Origin of the sequence: Campylobacter concisus (assembly GCF_003048535.1) — a bacterium.
Classification (GTDB): domain Bacteria; phylum Campylobacterota; class Campylobacteria; order Campylobacterales; family Campylobacteraceae; genus Campylobacter_A; species Campylobacter_A concisus_S.
Genome location: NZ_PIRQ01000002.1, coordinates 77,393 through 100,557 on the forward strand (window position 1 = coordinate 77,393; position 23,165 = coordinate 100,557).

26 protein-coding genes are annotated in these 23,165 nt (G+C 36.7%); 5 read left to right on the forward strand and 21 right to left on the reverse strand.

Annotated features, from left to right (window positions below):
- Window positions 1-80: 80 nt before the first annotated feature.
- The 17 genes from rplS to CVS93_RS02195 all read right to left on the reverse strand — a co-directional run bounded on the left by rplS (window position 81) and on the right by CVS93_RS02195 (window position 12,796).
- Window positions 81-437: a 50S ribosomal protein L19 gene (rplS, locus tag CVS93_RS02115; protein WP_021088038.1), complete on the reverse strand. Its 357-nt coding sequence runs from the start codon at window positions 435-437 to the stop codon at window positions 81-83.
- Between the two features lie 8 nt (window positions 438-445).
- A complete protein-coding gene (gene trmD, locus CVS93_RS02120) occupies window positions 446-1,138 on the reverse strand; it encodes a tRNA (guanosine(37)-N1)-methyltransferase TrmD (protein ID WP_107686392.1) in 693 nt (230 codons plus the stop codon).
- Window positions 1,135-1,665 (reverse strand): ribosome maturation factor RimM, encoded by a 531-nt coding sequence (rimM, locus tag CVS93_RS02125; RefSeq protein ID WP_107686393.1) that lies wholly within the window; start codon window positions 1,663-1,665, stop codon window positions 1,135-1,137. The genes trmD and rimM overlap by 4 nt, the downstream gene beginning before the upstream one ends.
- Window positions 1,658-1,900 carry a KH domain-containing protein gene (locus CVS93_RS02130; RefSeq protein WP_107686394.1) on the reverse strand — a complete coding sequence of 81 codons (243 nt, stop codon included), beginning with the start codon at window positions 1,898-1,900 and terminating at the stop codon, window positions 1,658-1,660. The genes rimM and CVS93_RS02130 overlap by 8 nt, the downstream gene beginning before the upstream one ends.
- Window positions 1,900-2,127 (reverse strand): 30S ribosomal protein S16, encoded by a 228-nt coding sequence (gene rpsP, locus CVS93_RS02135; RefSeq protein ID WP_009293992.1) that lies wholly within the window; start codon window positions 2,125-2,127, stop codon window positions 1,900-1,902. The genes CVS93_RS02130 and rpsP overlap by 1 nt, the downstream gene beginning before the upstream one ends.
- Before the next feature lie 71 nt (window positions 2,128-2,198).
- Window positions 2,199-3,539: a signal recognition particle protein gene (gene ffh, locus CVS93_RS02140; protein ID WP_107686395.1), complete on the reverse strand. Its 1,341-nt coding sequence runs from the start codon at window positions 3,537-3,539 to the stop codon at window positions 2,199-2,201.
- A gap of 62 nt (window positions 3,540-3,601) precedes the next feature.
- Window positions 3,602-4,360: an RluA family pseudouridine synthase gene (locus CVS93_RS02145; protein ID WP_107686396.1), complete on the reverse strand. Its 759-nt coding sequence runs from the start codon at window positions 4,358-4,360 to the stop codon at window positions 3,602-3,604.
- The gene (gene waaA, locus CVS93_RS02150) at window positions 4,357-5,493 is read right to left on the reverse strand and encodes a lipid IV(A) 3-deoxy-D-manno-octulosonic acid transferase (RefSeq protein ID WP_107686570.1); all 1,137 of its coding nucleotides are present in this window, start codon (window positions 5,491-5,493) and stop codon (window positions 4,357-4,359) included. The genes CVS93_RS02145 and waaA overlap by 4 nt, the downstream gene beginning before the upstream one ends.
- A gap of 8 nt (window positions 5,494-5,501) precedes the next feature.
- Entirely contained in the window at window positions 5,502-6,209 is a 708-nt protein-coding gene (locus CVS93_RS02155; protein ID WP_107686397.1) for a zinc ribbon domain-containing protein, read from the reverse strand.
- A gap of 17 nt (window positions 6,210-6,226) precedes the next feature.
- Entirely contained in the window at window positions 6,227-6,949 is a 723-nt protein-coding gene (locus CVS93_RS02160; RefSeq protein ID WP_107686398.1) for a Nif3-like dinuclear metal center hexameric protein, read from the reverse strand.
- 6 nt (window positions 6,950-6,955) lie between these two features.
- Window positions 6,956-7,816, reverse strand: coding sequence for a glycine--tRNA ligase subunit alpha (gene glyQ / locus CVS93_RS02165; protein WP_107686399.1), 861 nt, complete (start codon window positions 7,814-7,816; stop codon window positions 6,956-6,958).
- 18 nt (window positions 7,817-7,834) lie between these two features.
- Window positions 7,835-9,373, reverse strand: a complete 1,539-nt coding sequence (locus CVS93_RS02170) for an AbgT family transporter (protein ID WP_107686400.1) — start codon at window positions 9,371-9,373, stop codon at window positions 7,835-7,837.
- Window positions 9,374-9,378: 5 nt separating this feature from the next.
- The gene (locus tag CVS93_RS02175) at window positions 9,379-9,798 is read right to left on the reverse strand and encodes a GyrI-like domain-containing protein (protein ID WP_107686401.1); all 420 of its coding nucleotides are present in this window, start codon (window positions 9,796-9,798) and stop codon (window positions 9,379-9,381) included.
- A 3-nt stretch (window positions 9,799-9,801) separates the two neighbouring features.
- Window positions 9,802-10,275, reverse strand: a complete 474-nt coding sequence (locus CVS93_RS02180; protein WP_087584427.1) for a DUF3972 domain-containing protein — start codon at window positions 10,273-10,275, stop codon at window positions 9,802-9,804.
- Window positions 10,276-10,287: 12 nt separating this feature from the next.
- Window positions 10,288-10,782 (reverse strand): 5-(carboxyamino)imidazole ribonucleotide mutase, encoded by a 495-nt coding sequence (gene purE / locus CVS93_RS02185; RefSeq protein ID WP_107686402.1) that lies wholly within the window; start codon window positions 10,780-10,782, stop codon window positions 10,288-10,290.
- Window positions 10,779-12,038 (reverse strand): peptidase U32 family protein, encoded by a 1,260-nt coding sequence (locus CVS93_RS02190; RefSeq protein WP_107686403.1) that lies wholly within the window; start codon window positions 12,036-12,038, stop codon window positions 10,779-10,781. The genes purE and CVS93_RS02190 overlap by 4 nt, the downstream gene beginning before the upstream one ends.
- On the reverse strand, window positions 12,038-12,796 hold the full coding sequence (locus CVS93_RS02195; protein ID WP_107686404.1) for a chemotaxis protein: 759 nt from the start codon (window positions 12,794-12,796) through the stop codon (window positions 12,038-12,040). The genes CVS93_RS02190 and CVS93_RS02195 overlap by 1 nt, the downstream gene beginning before the upstream one ends.
- Before the next feature lie 135 nt (window positions 12,797-12,931).
- On the opposite strand from CVS93_RS02195, the gene CVS93_RS02200 reads away from it, so the two are divergent.
- Window positions 12,932-13,711, forward strand: coding sequence for a histidinol-phosphatase (locus CVS93_RS02200; RefSeq protein WP_107686405.1), 780 nt, complete (start codon window positions 12,932-12,934; stop codon window positions 13,709-13,711).
- 88 nt (window positions 13,712-13,799) lie between these two features.
- A complete protein-coding gene (gene glnA / locus CVS93_RS02205; protein ID WP_107686406.1) occupies window positions 13,800-15,230 on the forward strand; it encodes a type I glutamate--ammonia ligase in 1,431 nt (476 codons plus the stop codon).
- A 162-nt stretch (window positions 15,231-15,392) separates the two neighbouring features.
- Here the strand turns inward: glnA and CVS93_RS02210 are convergent, their stop codons facing one another.
- Window positions 15,393-15,998 carry a LysE/ArgO family amino acid transporter gene (locus tag CVS93_RS02210; protein ID WP_107686407.1) on the reverse strand — a complete coding sequence of 202 codons (606 nt, stop codon included), beginning with the start codon at window positions 15,996-15,998 and terminating at the stop codon, window positions 15,393-15,395.
- 148 nt (window positions 15,999-16,146) lie between these two features.
- On the opposite strand from CVS93_RS02210, the gene CVS93_RS02215 reads away from it, so the two are divergent.
- Window positions 16,147-17,784: a DNA polymerase III subunit gamma/tau gene (locus CVS93_RS02215; protein WP_107686408.1), complete on the forward strand. Its 1,638-nt coding sequence runs from the start codon at window positions 16,147-16,149 to the stop codon at window positions 17,782-17,784.
- On the opposite strand, the gene ccoS is transcribed toward CVS93_RS02215, so the two are convergent.
- Both ccoS and CVS93_RS02225 read right to left on the reverse strand, forming a co-directional pair.
- Window positions 17,781-18,011, reverse strand: a complete 231-nt coding sequence (gene ccoS / locus CVS93_RS02220; protein ID WP_107686409.1) for a cbb3-type cytochrome oxidase assembly protein CcoS — start codon at window positions 18,009-18,011, stop codon at window positions 17,781-17,783. The two genes, CVS93_RS02215 and ccoS, sit on opposite strands and share 4 nt — an antisense overlap.
- Window positions 18,011-20,392 carry a heavy metal translocating P-type ATPase gene (locus CVS93_RS02225; RefSeq protein WP_107686410.1) on the reverse strand — a complete coding sequence of 794 codons (2,382 nt, stop codon included), beginning with the start codon at window positions 20,390-20,392 and terminating at the stop codon, window positions 18,011-18,013. The genes ccoS and CVS93_RS02225 overlap by 1 nt, the downstream gene beginning before the upstream one ends.
- Before the next feature lie 289 nt (window positions 20,393-20,681).
- Here CVS93_RS02225 and rho point away from each other — a divergent pair, with 289 nt between their 5' ends.
- Window positions 20,682-22,022, forward strand: a complete 1,341-nt coding sequence (gene rho / locus CVS93_RS02230; RefSeq protein ID WP_107686411.1) for a transcription termination factor Rho — start codon at window positions 20,682-20,684, stop codon at window positions 22,020-22,022.
- Window positions 22,023-22,152: 130 nt separating this feature from the next.
- On the opposite strand, the gene CVS93_RS02235 is transcribed toward rho, so the two are convergent.
- Window positions 22,153-22,365, reverse strand: coding sequence for a transcriptional regulator (locus CVS93_RS02235; RefSeq protein WP_002941953.1), 213 nt, complete (start codon window positions 22,363-22,365; stop codon window positions 22,153-22,155).
- A 159-nt stretch (window positions 22,366-22,524) separates the two neighbouring features.
- Between CVS93_RS02235 and CVS93_RS02240 the strand changes: the two genes are divergently transcribed.
- Entirely contained in the window at window positions 22,525-23,124 is a 600-nt protein-coding gene (locus CVS93_RS02240; protein WP_107686412.1) for an outer membrane beta-barrel protein, read from the forward strand.
- The last annotated feature ends 41 nt before the right edge of the window (window positions 23,125-23,165 follow it).

Consider the following 23,165-nt stretch of genomic DNA (forward strand, 5'->3'; position numbering starts at 1 on the left):
AAACTATATTATGTAGAATAGTAAAATTTAAGCATAAAAGAAAGAAATTTTGCCCTGAAATTCTCAGGACAAATGGAAGACTATTTTCTAAGTTCGCGGATCTTAGCTGCTTTACCACGTAGTTCACGTAGATAGAATAGCTTAGCTCTTCTAACACGACCTTTTCTAAGAACCTTAATCTCTTCAATAGAGTCACTAAAGATTGGAAAAATTCTCTCAACACCAACACTATTAGCACCTATTTTTCTGATAATAAATGTTTCGCCAGTGCCGCTACCGCGTCTAGCTATACAAATACCTTCAAAATTTTGAATTCTTGTTTTGTCGCCCTCATGAATACGAGTAGCCACACGCAATGTATCACCTGCACGGAAGTCAGGAATATTCTTACTAGCAATTTGAGCATTTTCAAACGCTTCAATGTATTTATTTCTCATGTTTTTCCTTATTTATGTGGCTTTAGCTTTTGATATAAATCAGGGCGAAAGTACCTTGTTTTGCAGTGAGCCATCTTATTTTTTAAAGTGTGGATTTTAGCATGGTTACCCTTTAAAAACTCTGAAACCACAAAGATTGATCTAAAATTATCAGGCTTTGTAAAAGATGGGGCTTCAAGCAAATTATCCTCAAAACTCTCAACTTCAAGACTCATATCATTTCCTAAAACTCCAGGTATATTTCTTGATATTGCATCACTCATACAAAGCGCAGGAAGCTCTCCGCCAGTTAAAACAAAATCGCCTATGCAAAAAACTTCATCTGCCCAAAGCTCAACAACTCGTTCATCAAGGCCTTCATATCTACTGCAAACAAAACAAATGTGATCTTTTTTAGAAAGCCTCTTTGCGTCATTTTGATTAAATTTTTTACCAGCTGGCGTTAAAAATATCACATGAATATTTTTATCTTTTTCTTTTAGAAATTTGATCGACTCATCCAAAGGCTGTGGAAACATCAAAAGCCCTGCTCCGCCTCCGATCATATAATCATCAACTTTATTATACTTATCTTTAGTAAAATTTCTTGGATTTATAAAATCAATTTCAATAAATTTATTACCAATTGCACGTTTTAAAATAGAATCATAAAAATAAGGTTTAACTAAATTTTCAAAAAGTGTAATAAACGTAAATGTCATGAATTTTCTAAAATGGCTCTAGCACCTTTTACCAAAATCTCTTCATTGTATAAATTTACACTTATAATAAAATGCTCTAAATATGGAATGTAAAAATTCTTTGGTTTACCACCTAAGGTAAGCTCTTCATCAGTTTTTATGTATAAAAGTGAATTTGCAAAATTATCTTGAATATCTTCTACAATACCCAAAATTTTACCATTTTCTATAACTTTTAAGCCAATAATATCAAATTGAAAAAATTCATTTTTTTTTAATTTGCAGTTTTTTCTAGTGAGCTCTTTTGTGGTGTATATAGTTATATTTACAAGCGTTTTAGCAAGGTCTAAGTCATCAAAATTTTCAAACAACACCAGCTCTTTTTGTCTATTGTAGTCTTTTATGGTCAGCTGATCATTGTTTTTATCAAAAAAGGTTGCACCTTTTTTAAACTGTTCTGGGAAGTCGCTCTTATTGTGAAGCTTTAAGTAGCCCTTTAAACCAACACATCTTCCGATGGTAGCGACTTCAACAATATCACTATTCAATAGCTTTTACCGTTACCCTATAACTTGTATTATCTTTGGCTTTACAACCAATAATAACGGTCTTTATAGCATTTATCATTTTGCCATCTTTACCGATAAGTTTTCCTGTATCAATCTTATCAGCACTTATAATTATCTCAGCAAAATTTTCACCAAGTTCCTGGCGATCAACACTTACTTTATCAGGAAAATCAGCAATCAACTTGGCGTATTCGTATAAAAAATTTTTAACCATTATTTTGTAATTTGCGCAACTCTATCGCTAAGTTTAGCACCAACGCTTTTCCAGTAATCTAATCTCTCTTTATTAAAATTTATAACATTTGGTTCAACCATAGGGTTGTAATAGCCAATACTTTCTATCCAGCCACTATCGCGTCTTTTTCTACTATCTGTAACAACTATACGATAAAAAGGTCTTTTTTTACGTCCCATTCTTGTTAGTCTTACTACTGTTGCCATATTATATTCTCCTCTTGTTTTTAAATAAAGCTTAAATTTAGATAACAAATATCCAAATTTAAACCCTTTTATCAAACAGGTCTTTTTAAATTTGCTTGAGAAAGCATATTTGCAAGTCCCTTTGCTCCACCTTTTCCTGAAAATTTCTTAGCAAGCTTTGAAGCATTTTCAAACTGCTTTAAAAAACGATTTACCTCTACTTGAGATAGTCCAGAACCAGCCGCCAAACGTCTTTTTCTACTATTATTCAAAAGTTCAGGATTTTCACGCTCTTTTTGCGTCATAGAGTTTATCATAGCCTTAATATGTAAAATTTCTTTTGAATTATCAAGATCTATATCTTTTATTTGATTTGCAATATTTGAAAGTCCAGGTATCATTCCCATTAATGACTTCATACTGCCAAGCTTTTTAACACTCTCCATTTGATCCAAAAAGTCATTAAAATTAAACTGACCTTTTTTTATCTTTTGATTTAGACGTTTTGCCTCTTTTTCATCGATAATAGTCGATGTTTTTTCTACCAAAGTGGCCAAGTCACCCTCACCCATTATACGGCTTACAATGCGATCTGGTATAAAGCTCTCAATGTCAGCTACTTTCTCGCCAGTACCAACAAATCTAAGTGGAATATTTAGCTGTTTTGCGATGCTAATAGCTACTCCACCCTTTGAGTCGGAGTCAAATTTAGAAAGGATAACTCCAGAAATTCCCAAAATTTCATTAAAACTTGTAGCTGTTTTTACAGCATCTTGACCACTCATAGCGTCAGCTACGTAGAAAATTTCATGTGGATTTATCGCATTTTTTACATCTTTTATCTCTTGCATCAACTTTTCATCGATCGCAAGACGACCAGCGGTATCCACTAAAAGCACATCATAAAGACCGCTTTTTGCTTTTTCTAGCGCCTCTTTTGCTACTTTTATAGGGTTGTTTTCATTTTCTATATAAAAAAGATCGATTTCATTTGCTTCGCAGAGCTGTCTTAGCTGCTCAACCGCCGCTAATCTTTGCAAGTCACAAGCCGCAACTAAAACTTTTTTCTTTCTTAGTTTTAGATAGTTTGCAAGCTTGATAGTTGTCGTTGTCTTACCGCTACCTTGCAAACCAGCCATCAAAACAATGGTCGGTGCAACTGGCGCATAGACAAAGCCTTGATTGCCAGGAGCTGTTAAAATAGTCGTTAAATTTGACTTTATCGCATCCAAGAAATTCTTTTGACCAACGCCAGTTTGCTTTAGCTCGCTTTCAATAGATACAAGTAGATCTTTGGTGACTTTATGATGAACATCAGCTTTTAAAAGAGCTTTTTTAAGCACGTCAAGTGCGTTTTTTAGAGCTTTTTCGTCATCTACAAAACGTATCTTGCTAACAGCTAATCTAAAAGACTCGCTAATTTGTTCGAACACTAATCACCTTTCTAAGTTGTTATTAAAGGGCGTATATTACTAAATAATTTCTTTATTGCTCTTTAAATTTCAAATTTATTAGATAGCTCAAATCCAAGAGAGTTAAATTCTCTTGGGATCGGCGCTTTAAATTTATAGTCTAAAAGAGCGATAGAATAGGCATGCAAGAACATTCTATTTGCCCTATTTTTGCCATATTTCTCATCGCCAACGATAGGTAAATTTAAACTAGCCAAATGCACTCTTATCTGGTGCGTCCTGCCTGTTTTTATGGCAACTTTTACAAGCGTTTTTTTACCCACAACCATGAGCGGTGAAATTTCACTGATCGCCTCTTTGCCATCTTTTGATATCTTTGAAAAGGCGCCATTTTTATTTTTTATCGTTAGGATCGGCTCATTTACGACCACCTCCTCGCTCATTATACCCCTAACTGCAGCCACGTAAATTTTATCAACCTTCATCTTTTTAAACTCATTTATCGCAAGGCTAGCAAATTCGTCATTTTTTACAAGAAGCAGCACCCCGCTCGTATCTTTATCGAGCCTGTGAAGGAGTGGAAATTTATAAATTTGACTGATTTTTTCGCTAGTTATGGCAGCAGGCTTATTGATGGCTATTAAATTTTCATCTTCAAAGATAATGCTTGGCTTTGGCATCTCCTCGACGCTAAATTTAGTATTTTCACTCATCAAAGCACGAGCTATCATTACCTTTTGCCCTTTGGCATAAACTAGACCGCTGTCAATTAGCTCCTTTGCCTCGTTGTTTGAGATATTTTTTTGTTTGGCTAAAATTTTATACGCTTTTTCTTCACTCATAAAGTGCTCCTTATATCTTCTATGATCGCATCAGAGCTTGCTTGCACAGTGATCTTGCTCTTTTTGGCATCACTATCTATTATACCGCCAATCTCGCTGGCTTTTGCGATGTAGATGTTTTCAACTAGGCTAAATAACGCCTTTTGGTTAAATATAAACTCACCACTTATTATTACTGGGTTAAATTGTGCGCACTCGATTGGATTATGCCCACCGATATTTGGTACAAAACTGCCTCCAAGCACTACTATATCGCTAATAGCATAGACATTTACAAGCTCGCCTAAAGTGTCAAGCAAATTTACTTTAGCTTCAAATTTATACGTTTGACTAAATTTCGCAAAGCTAAAATCATGCTTTTTAGCGTAGTCGCCTGCTATCTTCTCAACCTCTGTAAACCTCTCAGGATGGCGTGGAGCGATGATCAAGAGATCGTTTTCTTTTAAATTTAAATTTTGCAAAATCATCTCTTCTTCGCCTGTATGCGTGCTTGCTAGCACGATCACTCTAGCTTTTGGCTTTTCATAAATTTTACTCACGCTTGGCAAAAACGAAGCTTTTATGTTACCAACGACCTCTGTTTCACCTGCACCAAGTGACTTTAGCCGCTCTTTATCAAGCTCACTTTGAGCGTAAATCTTATCTATAAATTTAAAAAGATACCTATAAAAAAAGCCAAATTTCAAGTAGCTTTTGTAGCTTCTGTCTGAAATTCTCGCATTTATTAATATCACACGGCTGCCTTTTAGCTTTGCCATGAAAACTAGCATAAGCCAAAGCTCAGCCTCAAAAATAACTAAAATTTTGCTCTTTTTTAGCCAAAATGGCAAAAAAATTTCAAATGGCAAAAATCTCGCGTTAGAGCAAATTTTACTTGCCGCTTCAAAGCCAGTATTTGTCACCACACTTATGGCTTTGCTATCAAATTTTTGCATCAAAGGTTTAAGTGCTTGCACTTCACCAAACGAACAAGCGTGAAAATGCACATCTGCATCTTGAAATTTAGGATTATTAAAGAGGAAAAAACGTGCTGGAATCGACTTATGATACTTTTTTTTAAAACTTAAGATGAGTAGAAAGATAGCCCCAAATAGATAGAGTATTGAGGCTAGAAAGTAATATATTATTATCACGAAATGTGTTATTGCTCTTGTTTGTATAAAATTCTGCCACAATGCGGACATGTAACGATATCTTCGCCCTTGATAACAGCAGAGAAAGTTTTGTCATTTATCTGCATAAAGCAGCCATAACAAGCTTGTTTTTTTACAGGAACAACAGCCGTATTGTGAGCCCATTTTCTAATTTTTTCATAAAATGCCAAAATTTTTTGATTCATAGTGGCGATAAGCTTGTCTTTTTTAGCATAAACTTCTTCACGTTCTTTCCCGATATTTTCAAGTTCAGATGAAGTTTTGCTTTTTATATTTTTTAAATTCTCTTTAAGTTCAGCTTTTTTTGCACCAAGCTCATCTTTTTGACTATTTTTACTATCTATTAGCTTCTCAAGTCTAGCGATCTCCTCATTTGCAGCCTCAAGTTGCTCTTTTGCAATATCCTCTTCAAGACTTAGAGCTTTTATCTCCTTTTCGCTTTTTGCACTTGAGCTTTTTTTAGCTACATCTTTTATCTTTGCACTAAACTCGGCAATATGAGCATTTGTTCCTAATTTTTGAGATTTTAAGTCACTTACCTCTTCATCTAGTCTTTCTATATTAACCGTTATGGTTTCGCACTCTTCTTCTATATTTTTATAAGCCTTTTCTATGTCTTGAATGCGTGGTATAAAGCCATCTATTTGTTTATCAAGATCAGATAATTCAACTAATTGTTGTAAGTATTTATTCATAATGTTTCCTTTTTTTGTTAGCAATATGTAAATGGATTTTTAGAATTGCGTATTATAACTTCAATTTTCAGATTTTGCAAATATTTTGCTAAAAAATCACCAAAATAACGTTCACTTTCATAGTGATTTATATCGATTAAATTTAGCCCATTTTCCTTTGCATAAAGAGCTTGATGATACTTTAGATCGCCTGTCAAAAAGGCGTCTGCTTTTACATCTTGGATGAGATCTGCGCCACTTCCGGTGCAGATACAAATTTTAGAAATTTCATCTTTTGCATGAACCACTCTTAAATTTTCTAGCCCAAGTTTTTCTTTTACAAATTCACAAAGCTCGCTAAATTTCATCTTCACATCAGCATAGATCAAAAAGCCCTCTTTGTTTGAAATTTCAAGCCCCAAAACCTGCGTTACAAATTTTTCATTTAAAAATGCAAGGTCAGCGTTTGTATGAAGCGAGATGAGCGAGATATTTTTTATCATCATCTCTCTTATGAGTGAGCTTGGATAAAGGCTGTAGTCTAGGCTTTTTAGCTCCTTAAAAATGAGTGGATGGTGAGTGATGATGAGCGAATTTGGCAAGACATTTTGCAAAAGTTCGCTATCTAAATCAAGACTTAGATAAATTCGCTCAAATTCGCTATCAAATGAGCCAACTTGAAGGCCACTATTATCCCAAGGCTCTTGGCTCGCAAACGGGCAAATTTCATCTAGAATTTTATAAATTTCAGCTATTTTCATAAAATTTTACTTTTGCTCTAGGCTCTCTTTATAAGTTAGCGCACACTCTTTTGCAAGCTCTCGAATTTTTAGGATGTAGTCTTGCCTTTGCGTTACACTAATCGCTCCGCGCGCGTCAAGGACGTTAAATGTGTGAGCCGCAAGCATGCAGTAGTCGTAAGCTGGCAGTGAAATTTTAGCCTCTAAGCAGCGTTTGCACTCGTTAAATGCGTTTTCAAACTGGTTAAAAAGCATATCGACGTTTGCTACTTCAAAGTTATATTTACTCCACTCGTACTCACCTTGTTTGTGAACGTCGGCATAGGTTACGATATTGCCACCCCTATCGTCCCAAACGATGTCGTAGACGCTATTTACATCTTGTAGATACATGGCCAAACGTTCAAGGCCATATGTTATCTCACCAGAGATCAGCTCGCACGCGATGCCACCCACTTGTTGAAAATACGTAAACTGCGTCACCTCCATGCCGTCTAGCCAGACCTCCCAGCCTAGCCCCCAAGCGCCCAGCGTTGGGCTCTCCCAGTTATCCTCGACAAAGCGGATGTCATGATCTTTTAAATTTAACCCAAGCTTTTCAAGACTTTTTAGATAAAGCTCTTGGATATTTTCTGGACTTGGCTTTATGAGTACTTGAAACTGATAATAAGCGCCTAGGCGGTTTGGGTTTTCGCCATATCTGCCATCAGTCGGACGGCGGCTTGGAGCTACATATGCAGTAGCCCACGGCTTTGGCCCAAGGCTTCTTAAAAAAGTCGCTTGATGATAAGTACCAGCACCAGCTGGCATGTCGTATGGCTGAAGTATAACGCAACCTTGCTCTTGCCAATAGTTTTGAAGGGTTAATATTATTTGTGAAAATGTCATTGCTTTCCTTTTAAAATTTTACTTTACATAGTGTATAACTGCACCAGGTCCTAGCGGTAGATCAAAAATGTACCAAAACGACATTAGCGCTGTCCAAGAAATTAAAAATGCAACCGTATAAGGAAGCATAATAGAAACCACTGATCCGATTTTTAACTCTTTATTGTATTTTTGCATAAAAGCTACTATCAAAACAAAAAACGGCATCAAAGGCGTTATTATATTTGTAGTAGAGTCACCTATTCTAAAAGCAGCCTGTGTAAGCTCTGGCGAGAGTCCAAGATTCATAAACATTGGTACAAAAATCGGAGCCATCATCGCCCACTTTGCAGAATCAACAGCTATAAATAAATTTATAAAAGCGATCAAGAAAATAAAAACTATGATAAGGCTAAGTCCAGTTAATCCGATCTCTTTTAGAAAAATAGAACCTTTTATAGAAAGCACTAGCCCAATATTTGAGGTATTAAAAAGATATGTAAATTGGGCTGCGAAAAATATCAAAACCAAAAAACCTGATAGCTCAGAAATAGATTGTTCCATAAATTTTATGGCGTCATTACTGCTTTTTATACTCCTAGCACCTACACCGTAAGCGACACCTACCACTATAAAAAGTAACATCATAAAAACAACAATAGAATGCATAAAAGTAGATTTCATAAAGCTTTCATTGCCTTTTGCTCCAAATAAAGAGCCTGAAGGCAAAATAGCCACAAGCAATAAAATCACAAAAACAATCAACGCTATTAGCGAAAATTTTAAGCCACGTTTTTGCTCTGCACTTATCTCGCTATGCTCTTTTAGGCTAAAATCACCCAAAAAATCAAATTTACCAAGCCTAGGCTCTACGATTTTATCTGTCACAAACCAGCCAACAAATACGATCAAAAATGTCGAAGCGATCATAAAATACCAATTTGCAGTTGCTAGTACCACATAATCTGGATTTAACACGCTAGCTGCTTGCATAGAAAATGCCGCAAACATCGGGTCATTTGTACCGATTAATAAATTTGCCGACCAGCCACCGCTAACACCAGCAAAAGCAGCAGCTAGTCCAGCAATTGGATGACGACCAAATCCAGCAAATAAAATAGCTCCAAGCGGGATTAGCACAACATAGCCAACCGAGGAAGCAACATTTGACATTACACCAAGGAAAATAACGATTGGAGTTACCCATATTTTGGAAGATTTTAAGGCAATCTTTGTCATAAGTGCTGATAAAAGTCCAGACTTGTCTGCGATACCAATACCTAGAATAATCGCAAAAACTACTCCCAAAGGATAAAAATTAGTAAAATTTTTAAGCACAGACGAAACAAAAGATCTAAGACTATCAGCAGAAAGCAAATTTATAACATTTGCATTAAGCTGTGATATTTGTCCATCTTTGATAGCCTGGTAGCTTACACCAACGCCCATCTTTTCTAATACAAACGATATTATTATCGTAATAATCGAAAGATAGATAAAAAGCATAGTTGGATTTGGTAATTTGTTACCAAAATTTTCAATAAAACTTAAGATTGAACTATTGTTTTTTTTATTCATTTTTTCTAACCTAAAATAGATATAAAAATTTTTATCTCGTCACTGCTGTAAAGCTCAAAATCTGTTTCATAGGCTCTTTTTAGCTCACTACTTTCAAAATATTTCCAAATTTCACCCCAAAATTTTGCAACATTTTGCGGCTCTCTTGCAAAACTAAAAACGGCATATTTGCCACTTTTTATCTCTAAAATTTTATCACTTTTGTGGCTTAATTTTGTACCGATGAAGTTATCGTAATGTCCATCAAAATCGCTTTCATAGTTGCAGTAAACGCTATAAATTTCACTCTTGCCATCATAGTATTCACTCATAAATTTAGACCATAAAGCCGGAATTTTACCCTTGCCGTCTATCTCATCTTCATTTTTAGTGCGAGTTTTTACTCCGTAAATTTCAAAGCTATCTTCTAAATTTATAATCTTCATAAACTACTTTTGTCCGTTAAAATTTTCAACCGCTTGGTTCCACATGAGCTTGTATTTTCGTTTTAGAAATTCAACTTCATCTTGTGAAATTTTAAGCTGCTTTGTAAGCGTCTCGACTGTTTTTCTATCTTCATCATAGAGCTCTTGCATCGAAATGAGCGCCTCTTTTAAAAATTTATTCTCATTTCTTAGGGTTTCAAGCGTCTCATCCTTTGCGTCAAGCACCTTTTCGTGTAAATTTAATATCGTTCCAATCGTCTTTTCAACAAAGCTGATACCATCTTGGCCTTGCGGTTGCATAGATAAATTTTGCGAAACACTAGGCACCACACTCATCGTTCCTTCGCTCGCTTCTATCAAAATTTCTCCATTTTCCTCTTTGGTTTTCAAAACGCCACGATTTATCATATCTTCGATAACTTCACGCTCCAAGTGCACAAGTTTGCAAAATTCATCAACACCAAGATAAGTCTGCACCGCTTCTCCTTTTTACAGTATCACTTCAACCTTTGAAGAGTCTTCCTCTAAGGCCTTTATCTTTGCCTCTCTATCGGCTTTTAGAGCACTTGCTAGCCCCTCATCTTCAAGAGCTAAAATTTGCACCGCCAAATAAGCTGCATTTATAGCACCAGCCTTGCCGATAGCTAGAGTTGCCACTGGCATACCACTTGGCATTTGTACCGTTGAGTAAAGTGCGTCAACGCCGCTCAGAGCTGAGCCTGCCATAGGTATACCGATAACTGGCTTGGTTGTATTTGCAGCGATCGCTCCAGCTAAGTGAGCTGCCATGCCCGCAGCTGCAATAAATACTTTTGCGCCCTTTTTCTCAGCATTTGCGACGTACTCGCTCGTCCTTTTTGGACTTCTATGAGCTGAGCTTATTATCAACTCATATTTTACGCCAAATTTTTCTAGAGTTTTTGCCGCCTCGCTAACGATCTCATAGTCACTCTTGCTTCCCATTATAACAGAAACAAATTTCATATTTTCTCCCTCAAAAAGCTAAATTTTGGCAGCTTAACGCCAAGGTTTATCTCATTTTCATTACCGCTGTGAATTTCGCTCATGACCTTGCCTTTTTTAGTGATGAGTTGTTTAAATTTGATAAATTTTTTGCCATCTTGTGAATAGACCTTTGAAATTTCATTTTCACTATCTTCTATACGTGATCCAGTCGGCGCTACGATCTCATAGCTGTTTCCTGGAAAAATTTTATATTTACATTTAAAAAACTCGCCATCTTCGCTTATGGCATTTACCTGATGAGTGCCCTCCTCTAGGCTACTAACATGATTTTGCGTATCGGTTCGTTCATAAGGTCTATGCACCAAGTAGCCGTCCGTAAAGCCGCGATTTTTCAGTGTATTTATCTCATTTTCATAAATTTGCGCGTCAAATTTACCATCCAGTGCATCATCTATCGCCATTTTATAAGCTCTCGCTGTGCAAGCTGCGTAATACTCGCTCTTTGTGCGACCTTCTATTTTTAGGCTATCTATCACGCCGCTATCAACGATCTCTTTGATGTGCGAGATGAGGCAAAGATCCTTTGAGTTCATGATGTGAGTGCCATTTTCGTCCTCTTCTAAGCGAAAAAGCACGCCACTCTCTTCGTTTTTAGCGTATAGCTCATACTTAAATCTGCAGTCATTTGCACAGCTGCCGCGATTTGACATACGTCCGCTTTGCACTGAGCTTACTAAGCACCTGCCAGAGTAGGCAAAGCACATCGAGCCATGGACGAAAATTTCGATATCAAGAGTTGGAATTTCTTCTTTTATCTTTATGACATCTTTTAAGTTCATCTCGCGTGCTACGACGATACGTTTTGCGCCCATGTCATGATAAATTTTTGCATCAAGCATGTTCATGACATTTGCCTGAGTTGAGAGATGTATCTCGATATCAGGAGCGATGGCTTTTGCTAGACTCATAACGCCTGGAGTTGCGATGATAAAGGCATCTGGCTTCATAGCCGAGATAGTCTGCAAGTGCCTTTTTAGTGGCTCGATCTGAGAGTTAAAAGGAAAAGCATTTATGGTCGCATAAAATTTCTTTCCCTTTGCATGTGTGTAGTCTATCGCCTCTTTGAAAGTCTCAAGGTTAAACTCCCTTGCCGATCTAGTCCTTAGTGAAAAGCTAGCCACAGAGCCATAAACAGCGTCGGCTCCGTATTCAAGGGCGATTTTAAGTTTTGTTAAATTTCCAGCTGGAGATAAAAGCTCAGGCCTTTTTAGCACTATTTTTTACCCAAACTTTCTATCAAGGCTTCGATATCGTCGTTGCTCACTAAGTTTTCAGTCGTTGTATCGCCTGCGATGTGAACAGCAGAGCCAACACGTTTTTCATCGTCGATTTTACCTTCAAACAAGGTATTCATATATTTGCTAAGTGCCCTCATAACGTTGATAACACGCTCGATCTTTTGTCTATGGATGTCTTGATACTGCATCATATCCATAGCCATCATGATCTCATCTTGCCCCATTTGTAAATTTCCGATGATATTATCGATCGTGCCAAGAAGTGAGTTGTTTTTCTCTAAAGCCTCGCTAAATGCGGCAATCTTTGGAAATTTCTCACTTAGTGTCGTAAATAGCTCAATGTTTGAGTTTATCGCGTCTTTTAGGCTATTTGAGTCGCTCTCAGCGTCCATGAAAAAGTTATTTATCGTCTCAAGCTTGTCAAACATCTGAGTAGCTTTCTCTTCGCTATCTCTTGTTACATCGTCAAGCTGATGAACCATTTTGTGATCTTCCGTTGGTGGTGGTGGTGGCCAAACACCATCTGCACTCACTCTGTAATTTTCCGCATTCTTTGAATTGCTTTCTGATTTTGACTGTGGCTCATCTTTAGTATCGATTGCTTCTGCAACTTCTGTTACCTCGTCCATATCCTCTTTGACGTCCGCAACCTCTTGGCCAGCATCTTCTTTAGTATCATCTAACTCATCATCTAGCCCACCTGCCATAAGTGCGTCAAGTTCCTCTTGGGTCATAAAAGCTCCTAATAAAATTTGGCTTGATTATATAGGATTTAAATAAAAAGTAAGTTTAAAGGCAATGCTTTTATCTTTAAATTTATAAATTTTTAGATAGCATTTTTAAAAATAAACGACCTTAAAAGGCTAAAAATGACCGTCGATCTTCACAACCACACGCCACTTTGCAAACACGCAGTTGGCGAGCCAAGAGAGTATGTACAAAACGCAATAAAAGCTGGCACAAAATACTTTGGTTTTAGCGATCACGCACCGATGAACTACGATGAAGCTTACAGAATGAGCTTTGATGAAATGCAAGGCTATGAAGACGAAATTTTACATTTAAGAGATGAATTTAGTGGTGAGATAGAAATTTTGCTTGGCTATGAGATGGATTTTTTAGATGGATTTATGGATGAGCGAGTTTTTGCTAGAAAAGTTGATTACCTGATAGGCTCTGTGCATTTTTTTAATGGCTGGGCATTTGACAATCCAGAATTTATCGGTGGCTACGAGGGCAAAGACTTAGATCAAATTTGGCAAGAGTATTTTGATCATGTAGAAAGATCAGCCAAGCTTGGCAAATTTGATATTATGGGACATATCGATCTTTTAAAACTTTTTAAATTTTTGCCAAAAAAGGATGTTAGAATTTTGGCTAAAAATGCAGTAAATGCGATAAAAGAAGCAAATTTAGTTGTTGAGATAAATGCCGCTGGCTTTAGAAAACCTATCGGCGAGCAATATCCAAGCGTAAATTTACTTGAACTAATAGCCGAAAAAGATATAACCATCACCTTTGGCTCAGACGCTCACACAAAAGAGGATATCGGTAAAAATGGTGAAATTTGCGAGCAAATAGCTAGAGATTTAGGTTATTCAAAAAGTGCTATTTTTAAAAATAGAGATAGAGAATTAGTAAAATTTTAGATTGGGTTCAAATAAAATATAAATTTAATCTTAAATATTAGGTTTTATGATAGAATACGAAAAATTTAAAAATTAAAAGGAGAAAAAAGTGGGAAAATTCGTCCAAAATATAGATCATTTTTTTGATTTTTGTAAAGAAAATGAAGTCAAATTTGTAGATTTCAGATTTACTGATTTAGGTGGTGCTTGGCACAGCATTAGCTACAATATAAAAGCTGTTACGAAAGAAAATTTCACAAACGGTATCCCGATGGACGCTAGCTCTATGCATGGCTGGCAACCAATTGATAAGAGCGACATGATAATGAAGCCAGAAGCTACAACTGCATTTTTAGACCCATTTACTTCTGATATTACAGTCGTTGTTTTTTGCGATATTTACGACATTTACAAGGGTCAAATTTATGAAAAATGCCCTCGCTCAATTGCTAAAAGAGCAATGCAATATGTAAAAGATAGCGGTCTTGGTGACGAGGCGTATTTTGGCCCTGAGAATGAATTTTTTGTCTTTGATAACGTCAAAATCATCGATAGCCCAAACTGCGCGATGTATCAAGTAGATAGCGAAGAAGGCGAGTGGAACGATGCTACTGACTTCAAAGATAGCTACAACACAGGTCATCGCCCACGCAGAAAAGGCGGCTACTTGATGACTCAGCCAATCGACAGCATGGTAGATCTAAGAGCTGAAATGATGCAAGTTCTAGAGCAAGTTGGTCTTGAAGTCTTTTTAGGACACCACGAAGTCGCTCAAGGTCAAGGTGAGATCGGCGTGAAATTTGGCAATCTAGTCGAAGCCGCCGATAATGTTCAAATCTACAAATACGTCGTTCGCATGGTGGCTCACCTAAATGGCAAGACAGTTACATTTATGCCAAAACCACTTTATGGCGATAACGGAAGCGGCATGCACGTGCATCAATCAGTCTGGAAAGATGGTAAAAATTTATTCTACAAAGAAGGAAACTACGCAAATTTAAGTGATTTCGCAAGATACTACATTGGTGGCGTTTTAAAACACGCAAGAAGCGTTGCAGCCTTTACTAACCCAAGCACAAATAGCTACAAACGCCTAATCCCTGGCTTTGAAGCGCCATCTATCCTAACATACTCTAGTCAAAACCGCTCAGCGAGTATCCGCATACCTTATGGAGCTGGTGAGAAGTCAGTTAGGGCTGAGATGAGATTTCCAGATAGCACAGCAAACCCTTATCTAGCCTTTTCAGCGATGCTAATGGCAGGACTTGACGGCGTTAAACACAAATATGAGCCAGTTGGTCCGATGGATGAAAATTTATTTAAGCTTCATCTTGATGAGATCAGAGAGCGTGGCATAGAGCAGCTTCCACACACACTTCGTGGTAGCCTTGAAGCACTGATTCGAGATAATGAATACTTAAAACCAATAATGACCGATCTTTTCATCGACACTTATCAGCACATGAAATTTGAAACTCAGGTTTGGCCTTACGAAGCGCGCCCAACCGCTTATGAGTTTAAAACTTGCTTCTCTTGCTAAAACGCAATCTCCAAGCTCATTTTGGGCTTGGAGACTTTTTTAATCAAATTTAAAACATAAAATCTCCGTCGTACATATCAATGCATCTTACATTAATAATATGTAAATTTTTAATACATATAAAAATACAAAATATTTAGCGTAAAATTTTATGTATCTTATCTATACTTTAGTAAAAAGTAAACTAAAAGCGATTAGAAGCATAATAATCCCAACAAAAATTTCTAAAATTTTCCATGAAAATTCTTTTGCAAAAACTGGAGCGAGAACTCTTGCTCCATATCCTAAAGAAAAGAAGAAAAATAGCGATGCAAGACTAGCACCGATGCCAAAAATTATATTTTCATCTCCAAATTTTGTTGAAATAGATCCTATTAAAAGCATCGTATCAAGATAGACGTGAGGATTTAGCCAAGTAAAAGCAAGCGTCAAAAGCACTATTTTGCTAAATTTTGACTCGTGTTGCACACTAGGAAGAAGGCTTTTGGGATTTTTAAATGCACCATACAAACTCTTTAGACTATAGACAAATAAAAAGATAAAACCACCATATATGGCAACCTGTTTAAAAAACTCAAATTTTTGTAGCACTTTTGCAAAACCAAAAACTCCAGCAAATATAAGCAAGGCATCACCAAGTGCGCATATTAAGCAAACTGCAAAAACATGTTCCTTTTTTATACCCTGCTTCAAAACAAATGCATTTTGCGCGCCGATAGCCAATATTAAAGATAAACTTGTAAAAAATCCACTCCAAAATGCAGACATTTTCATCCTTTTTAAATTACCAATTATCTAAAATTTAACTAAAAGCAATCTAAAAGATCGAAAATTTTAACTATATGAAAAGGATAAATAATCATAAATTTATGCCTTTTTTTATAAAATCCTTGAACTTTATAAAAAGGATACCGCATTGCAAGCACTAGCTTTAAAATATCGCCCTAAAAATTTTGACGAGCTCATAGGTCAAGAAGCAGTTAGCAAAAGCCTAATACATGCACTTGACGAGGGTCGCATAAGCCACGCATATCTATTTTCTGGGCTTAGAGGCAGTGGAAAAACTTCAAGTGCCAGGATATTTTCAAAAGCTCTAGTATGCGAAAAAGGACCTACTTCAAAGCCATGTGAAGTATGCCCACAATGCATCATGGCAAATGAGTCAAGGCATATGGACATCATCGAAATGGACGCTGCTAGCCACAGAAAGATAGATGACATAAGAGAGCTGATAGAGCAAACAAAATATGCTCCAGCAATGGCAAGATATAAAATTTTTATAATTGACGAAGTGCATATGCTAACCAAAGAGGCATTTAACGCTCTTTTAAAAACGCTTGAAGAGCCACCAAGCTATGTAAAATTTATCCTAGCGACGACTGATCCATTAAAACTTCCAACAACTGTGCTTTCAAGAACGCAGCATTTTAGGTTTAAGCAAATAAGCAGATACAGCATCATTAAACATCTTGAGTTTATTTTAAGCAAAGAAGGCATTAGCTACGAAAAAGAGGCACTTGAAATTTTAGCAAGAAGTGGCGGAGGATCGTTAAGAGATACTTTGACACTTCTTGATCAAGCTATCATTTACGGGGCAAATAATGTCACGGCAAATGGCGTAGCATCGATGTTAGGACTTCTTGATCCAGAAAAGATCGAAGAGATAATAGCTCATGTTTTAAATCACGACAAGAATGCCATTAGAGTGCTTGTAAGCGAACTTGAAAGCTACGATCCAGAGATGATAATAGATGAAATTTTGGCAAATTTAAAGCAAAAATTTATAGAAAATGACTCAAAAATTTCTCTACTTGTTTATGAGAGATTTTTTAGGATTTTGGCACAAGCTAAAGGTATGCTAAATGTAAGTAGCGACAATGGCTTTGTACTAATGCTAATGCTTTTTATGATGATAGAAGCGCTAAATTTACAAGATATCGATGACGCTATAAATGAAGTGATCTCAAAAAATAGCGAAAATTCCACTCAAATCACAGAAGTCATCACTCAAAAAAGCCAAGCAGCTCCTGCTAAAATGCAAGGTCCATATGAACTCTTTTTAACAAAAATTTATGATAGAAATTACGATCTTGGCGAGTTTTTTAAAGAATTTGTAGAATTTAGCTTCTTTAATAATAATGAGCTTGGACTGATAGTAAATGCAAAAGATGAAAATCTTGAATATTTTAAGAAAAATTGGAAAATTTTAAATGAGATATTGCGTACGCTTTTTGGACAAAATGCGAAGATAGTAAATGCAAAGAGCGATGAGCAAAAAGCACAAACTAAGATGCCTAAAGCCTCTTTAGAAAATAATGAAAAAAGCGAATTAGACGAGCTTGATGAGGAAATTTCAAGACTAAATGCAAATAACATTGAAACTAAAAATGAGTCAAAAATCGAGATAAAAAGCGAGCTACAAAACGAGAAAAATAACTTTTCTTTGATGCTAAATAAAGAGCCAAAAACGCCAGAAGAGCTTCAAAGGCAAAGAGAACAAGGAATACTAAAAGAGGCAAATAGGCTCTTTGGCGAGCCAACGATTGAGAGCTAAATTTTATCTTTATTAGATTTTGCTCTTTTTTTTAGAGCTTCTTTTTTGCGAAGCTCTAACTCATAAGCTTCATTTAGCGCATCTTCATCGTCTAAATTTGCTCCGTCCAAAAATTTTCGGTAGTCCTCAAATTGCTTATTTTTTATCCCCCAAATCACGCCAAAAAGCAAAAATGCTCCCATCAAAACTGAGATAAAAACTAGCATCGCAAGTGTTGCGCTATCCATTATTTTTCCTTAAATTTTCTAGCAATATAAAGCGAGTTTAAGATAACACTTAGCGAGCTAAGTGACATAAAAAGTGCAGCAAATAGCGGAATGACATAGCCACACACAGCAAATGGCAGAGCAAGAACATTATAAAGAAGACAAAAGAGCAAATTTTGCTTTATCGTTTTGTAAGTAAATTTTGAGATTTTTATGGCCTTTGCTAGACTTTTTAAACTATCATCAAGTAGCACTACATCGCTTCTTTCTAAGCTTATCGCCGCCCCACTTCCCATACAAATGGCAACATGAGCAAGGCTAAGCGCTGCTGCGTCATTTATGCCATCTCCTACCATTAGAACCTTTTTGCCCTGCTCTTTTAGTTTGCTTATAAATTTAGCTTTCGTTTCAGGCAACATCTCTGCTCTAAACTCACTCACGCCAAGCTCATCTGCCACATTTTTTACCACTTTTTGCACGTCGCCACTTAAGATACACACTTTCATATTGGCATTCTTTAGCTCGTCTATCAAGGTCTTTGCTTCAGGTTTTATACTATCTTTTAGGTAAAATTTCGCCACTAGCTCACCATTAAGTCCCACAAAAAAGCTCACATTTTCTTCAGCTTCATCAAAACTAATACCATTTTCAACTAAAAATCGTTTGCTTCCTGCATAAAATTTTTTACCTGAAATTTCAGCCTCAACACCCTTTGCTACGCTTAAATTTGTATTTTTAAGCTCTATTTTCCTTGCGCCTTTTTGCTTTAGAAATTTAGCCACTGCCACGCTTATTTGATGATTTGATATAAGAGCTAGCGAATAAATTTCATCTAAGTTTATGCTCTCTTTTATGAAAAAATCACTAACTTCAAATTCCGCCTTTGTGAGCGTGCCAGTCTTATCAAATACCGCTACATCGCACTTTGCAAGGCTTTCAAAAAATTTAGCCTCCTTAAAAAGCACTCTATTTTTAAAAGCCACACCAAGGGCGCAAACGCTACTAACTGGCGTGGCAAGCGCAAGCGCACAAGGGCAAGCGATCACGATGACGCTAACAGCCGTGACAATGGCTTCTGAAAAGCCAAATTTAAAGTACCAAAACCAAAATGTAAAAAATGCTAACGTCAGCACGCTAAGAGAAAATTTAGAAGCGATTTTATTGACTACTAGCTCGATATTTGGCTTTTTTAGCTCTGCAGTTTGGAGCAAATTTATAAGCTGATTTAGATAAGAATTTTTAAAAATTTCCTTTGCTTCATAGATGATTTGTCCATTTTGGCAAATGATGCCACTTTTCACCTCTTGCCCCACTCCCAAGGTCACAGGCAGGCTCTCTCCAGTTAGGCTTGAGCTATCCACGCTTGCCTCGCCACTAAGCACTACTCCATCAAGTAGCGCTCTTTCGCCTGATCTTAGCACGATCTTTTCGCCCAAATTTACATCTCTTGGCTCTTTTAAAACATCCTTGCCATCCTCTAAAATGCATACCTTTGCAAGCAGCATATCATTTAAGAAATTTGAAGTCTCAAGCGCCTTTTTCTTGCCCAATATTTCTAAAAATTTACCGACAAAAACAAAGGTGATGATCATCGCAACCGAGTCAAAATAGCTCTCGCCACTCCTCGTAAACATCGCATAAATCGAGTAGATATATGTTATGCTAGCTCCGGTGATAACGAGTAAATCCATATTTGGCGAAGCGTTTTTTATGGCTATCTTTGCTCCTTTGAAAAACTCGCTACCAGTATAAAAAAGCACAGGCGTTGCTAATGCAAACTGCGCAAAGCTTAAAATATCTTTTATATCGCCTCTTATGCCACTAAAATACCCACTATACTGAGCAATGGCTAGCCACATAATGTTCATCGTAGCAAAGATACCAACTAGCGCTTTTGTGTAAAATTTTCTTCTTTTCTTAGCTAGCTCGTCCTCTTTTTGACTCGTGACATAGGGTTTTGGGACATAACCAACGGTATAAATTTTTTCAATTATTTGCTCTACCAAAAGCTCTTGCTCATCAAAAACAATGACCGCCTTTTGATTAAGCGAGTTGATATTTACCTCCAAGACGCCAGGCAAGTTAAAAAGTGCCTTTTCAAGTAGCCATATGCAAGCTGAGCAAGTGATACCATCGATTAAAAATGAAATTTGACTAAAGTCGCCCTCTTTTGTCACAAGCTCGCTAAAATTTGCCGCTAAATTTTTGATATTTGCACCGTTGCTTGCTGGCGTGAGTGTATTTTTACCAAGACGTTCATAAAACTCACTAAGCCCATTTTCATTTAAAATTTCATAAACGCCTTTGCAGCCAGCGCAGCAAAATTTAAGCCCGCTTTCATTTGAGATCATCACGCTTTCATCAAATTTTAATCTACAATGAGCACATCTACTTTGTGGCATTTTTACTTTCTTTTATCTAAAATTTTTACCAATATTGTTGCATCGCATGCCTATTACGCACCATATAAATTTATGGTAGGCAAACTACAAAAATAGGCACAAATTTCTTCTTTTGTTATCGTTATAAAATGGCGAGATTATAGCAAATCAACCATTTTTGAGCAAAAATTTTATTTTATGCCATTTCTTGACAACAAAGTTTTATTTTTATAAAATGCCAAAACTTTCAAAAACTTCTTTTTGAAACCTAGAAATTCTGCAAAATTATCCCCGCATTTAAAGAGGAAATATGGAAAATAACCAAACCGAGCAAAGTGCTGCTCAAAACACAAAAACTACAAAAAAACATCAAGCATCAAGAACACACATACCAGTAGACGGACATAAAATCGAAGAGCTAAGAACGCTTAGTTTAGATGAGCTAGTGCAGATCGCAAATGGCGTTGGTGTCGAAAATCCACGCGAATTTCGCAGGCAGGATTTGATATTTGAGATACTAAAAACCCAGACAAAACAAGGCGGATTTATACTTTTTACTGGAATTTTAGAGATAACAAACGAAGGCTACGGCTTTTTAAGGGCTGTTGATGCAAATTTAAGCGACAGCTCAAACGACGCTTATGTTTCAAACTCGCAGATCCGTAAATTTGCACTTCGTGTGGGCGACATCATCACCGGCCAAGTAAGAGAGCCAAAAGATCAGGAAAAATACTACGCCCTTTTAAAGATAGAGGCCGTAAACTACATGCCTCTAGCAGATGCAAAAGAGAGGCCATTATTTGACAACCTAACCCCGCTTTTCCCAACCGAAAAGCTAAATTTAGAGTATGATCCGATGAAGCTAACGGGCCGCGTACTTGACCTTTTCACGCCTATTGGTAAGGGTCAGCGTGGTCTCATCGTCGCACCTCCAAGAAGCGGTAAAACTGAGCTTATGAAAGAGTTAGCTCACGGCATCGCTAAAAATCACCCAGAAGCCCAGTTAATGGTGCTTCTAGTCGATGAGAGACCAGAAGAAGTTACCGATATGCAGCGCTGCGTAAAAGGTGAGGTTTTTAGCTCGACATTTGACCTGCCAGCGCTTAATCATGTCCGCGTAGCAGAGCTTGTCATAGAAAAGGCAAAACGTCTAGTTGAGATGGGCAAAGACGTCATTATATTGCTTGATAGCATAACCCGTCTAGCCCGCGCCTACAACACAGTAACCCCACCAAGCGGCAAGGTACTAACTGGTGGCGTGGATGCAAACGCACTTCACAAGCCAAAACGTTTCTTTGGCGCTGCTAGAAACATCGAACATGGCGGCTCACTAACCATCATCGCAACCGCGCTAATCGACACTGGTTCACGCATGGACGAAGTGATATTTGAAGAGTTTAAAGGTACTGGAAACAGCGAGATCGTGCTTGACCGCAATATCTCAGACCGCAGAATTTACCCAGCTATCAACGTGCTAAAATCAGGTACCAGAAAAGAAGAGCTACTTCAAAAACCTGACGAACTTCAAAAAATTTGGGCTATCCGCTCTGCGATCGCCACAATGGACGATGTCGAAGCACTTAAATTCTTATACGCAAAAATGTTAAAAACAAAAGACAATAAAGAACTTCTTTCTATCCTAAACGAGTAAATTTAACTGAGCTTAAAGCGCTTGCTTTGAGCTCAAATTTTTTCACCTAAAATATCTAGCTAAAAATATCTTAGAAATTTTGAATTTTCTAACTCTTGCTATTATAAAAGAGATTACAATTTTTAAATGATTATTTACTAAATTTTTCTATGTCTTGATTGATTAAATTTTCATATTCGCAAAGCTCATTACAAGTCTTTTTGCTCTGCTCTATAAGCTCATCAAATTTAAATCCAAGCATCACAATACGATAAAGGTTTGGCTTGTGTTTTCGCCAGTTGTAAAGCGTTGCGACATCAACGTCTAAATGATAAGCCATATCACGTTTTGTCATCTTAGCCACTTTACACTCCTTTTTTCGAGTGATTTTATAAATTTTATTCTGATAAGAAAACAATTGAATTATTTTATGTTTTTTATATATTTAATTGAATATTTAAACTTTATTTAATACAATAAAATTTAGAATACCAGTCAAACATTTTTTAAATAAGGAGTAAAAATGAAAAATGTAGTTTTAAAAGTTGCTTTAGGCTTAAGTCTGGCTAGCGCCACTGCTTTAGCACAAGGAGCGTTTATTGGAATCGAAGGAGATTACTCTTTTAATTCAAAATTAACAGCAAAAAGCGATAATGACACAACAAAAGTCAAAAAAGCTCAACCAGGTATCGGACTAAAAGCTGGCTATGATTTTGATAGTTTTAGAGTTTATGGGACTTACATTTACGACTTTCAAGCAAAGAAATCACTTGGCGATGAAGATGGCACAGTAATAAAATGGAGTACACATAAATTTATAGTGGGCGCAGACTATACACCAGAGTTAACAAAGGACATAAAACTAGTTCTTGGTGGCTACACTGGCTACTCAAAGCTTAAAATGGATGTATTTGACACTCATGATGGCTCGGAAAAAGCTAATACAAATGGCTGGATACTAGGTGCAAGAATTGGTGCTGAATACTCTATTAATGAAAACAATGCAGTTGAGTTTGGTGTAAAAGCTGATAGAACTAAATATAGCTCCATAGCAAAATATGATAATGCAAAAATAAAAGAGACAAATGTAGGTCTTTATTTGGGATATACATATAAATTTTAATCACCCACAAGCTCAAATTTCAAAGCAAATTTGAGCTTTTT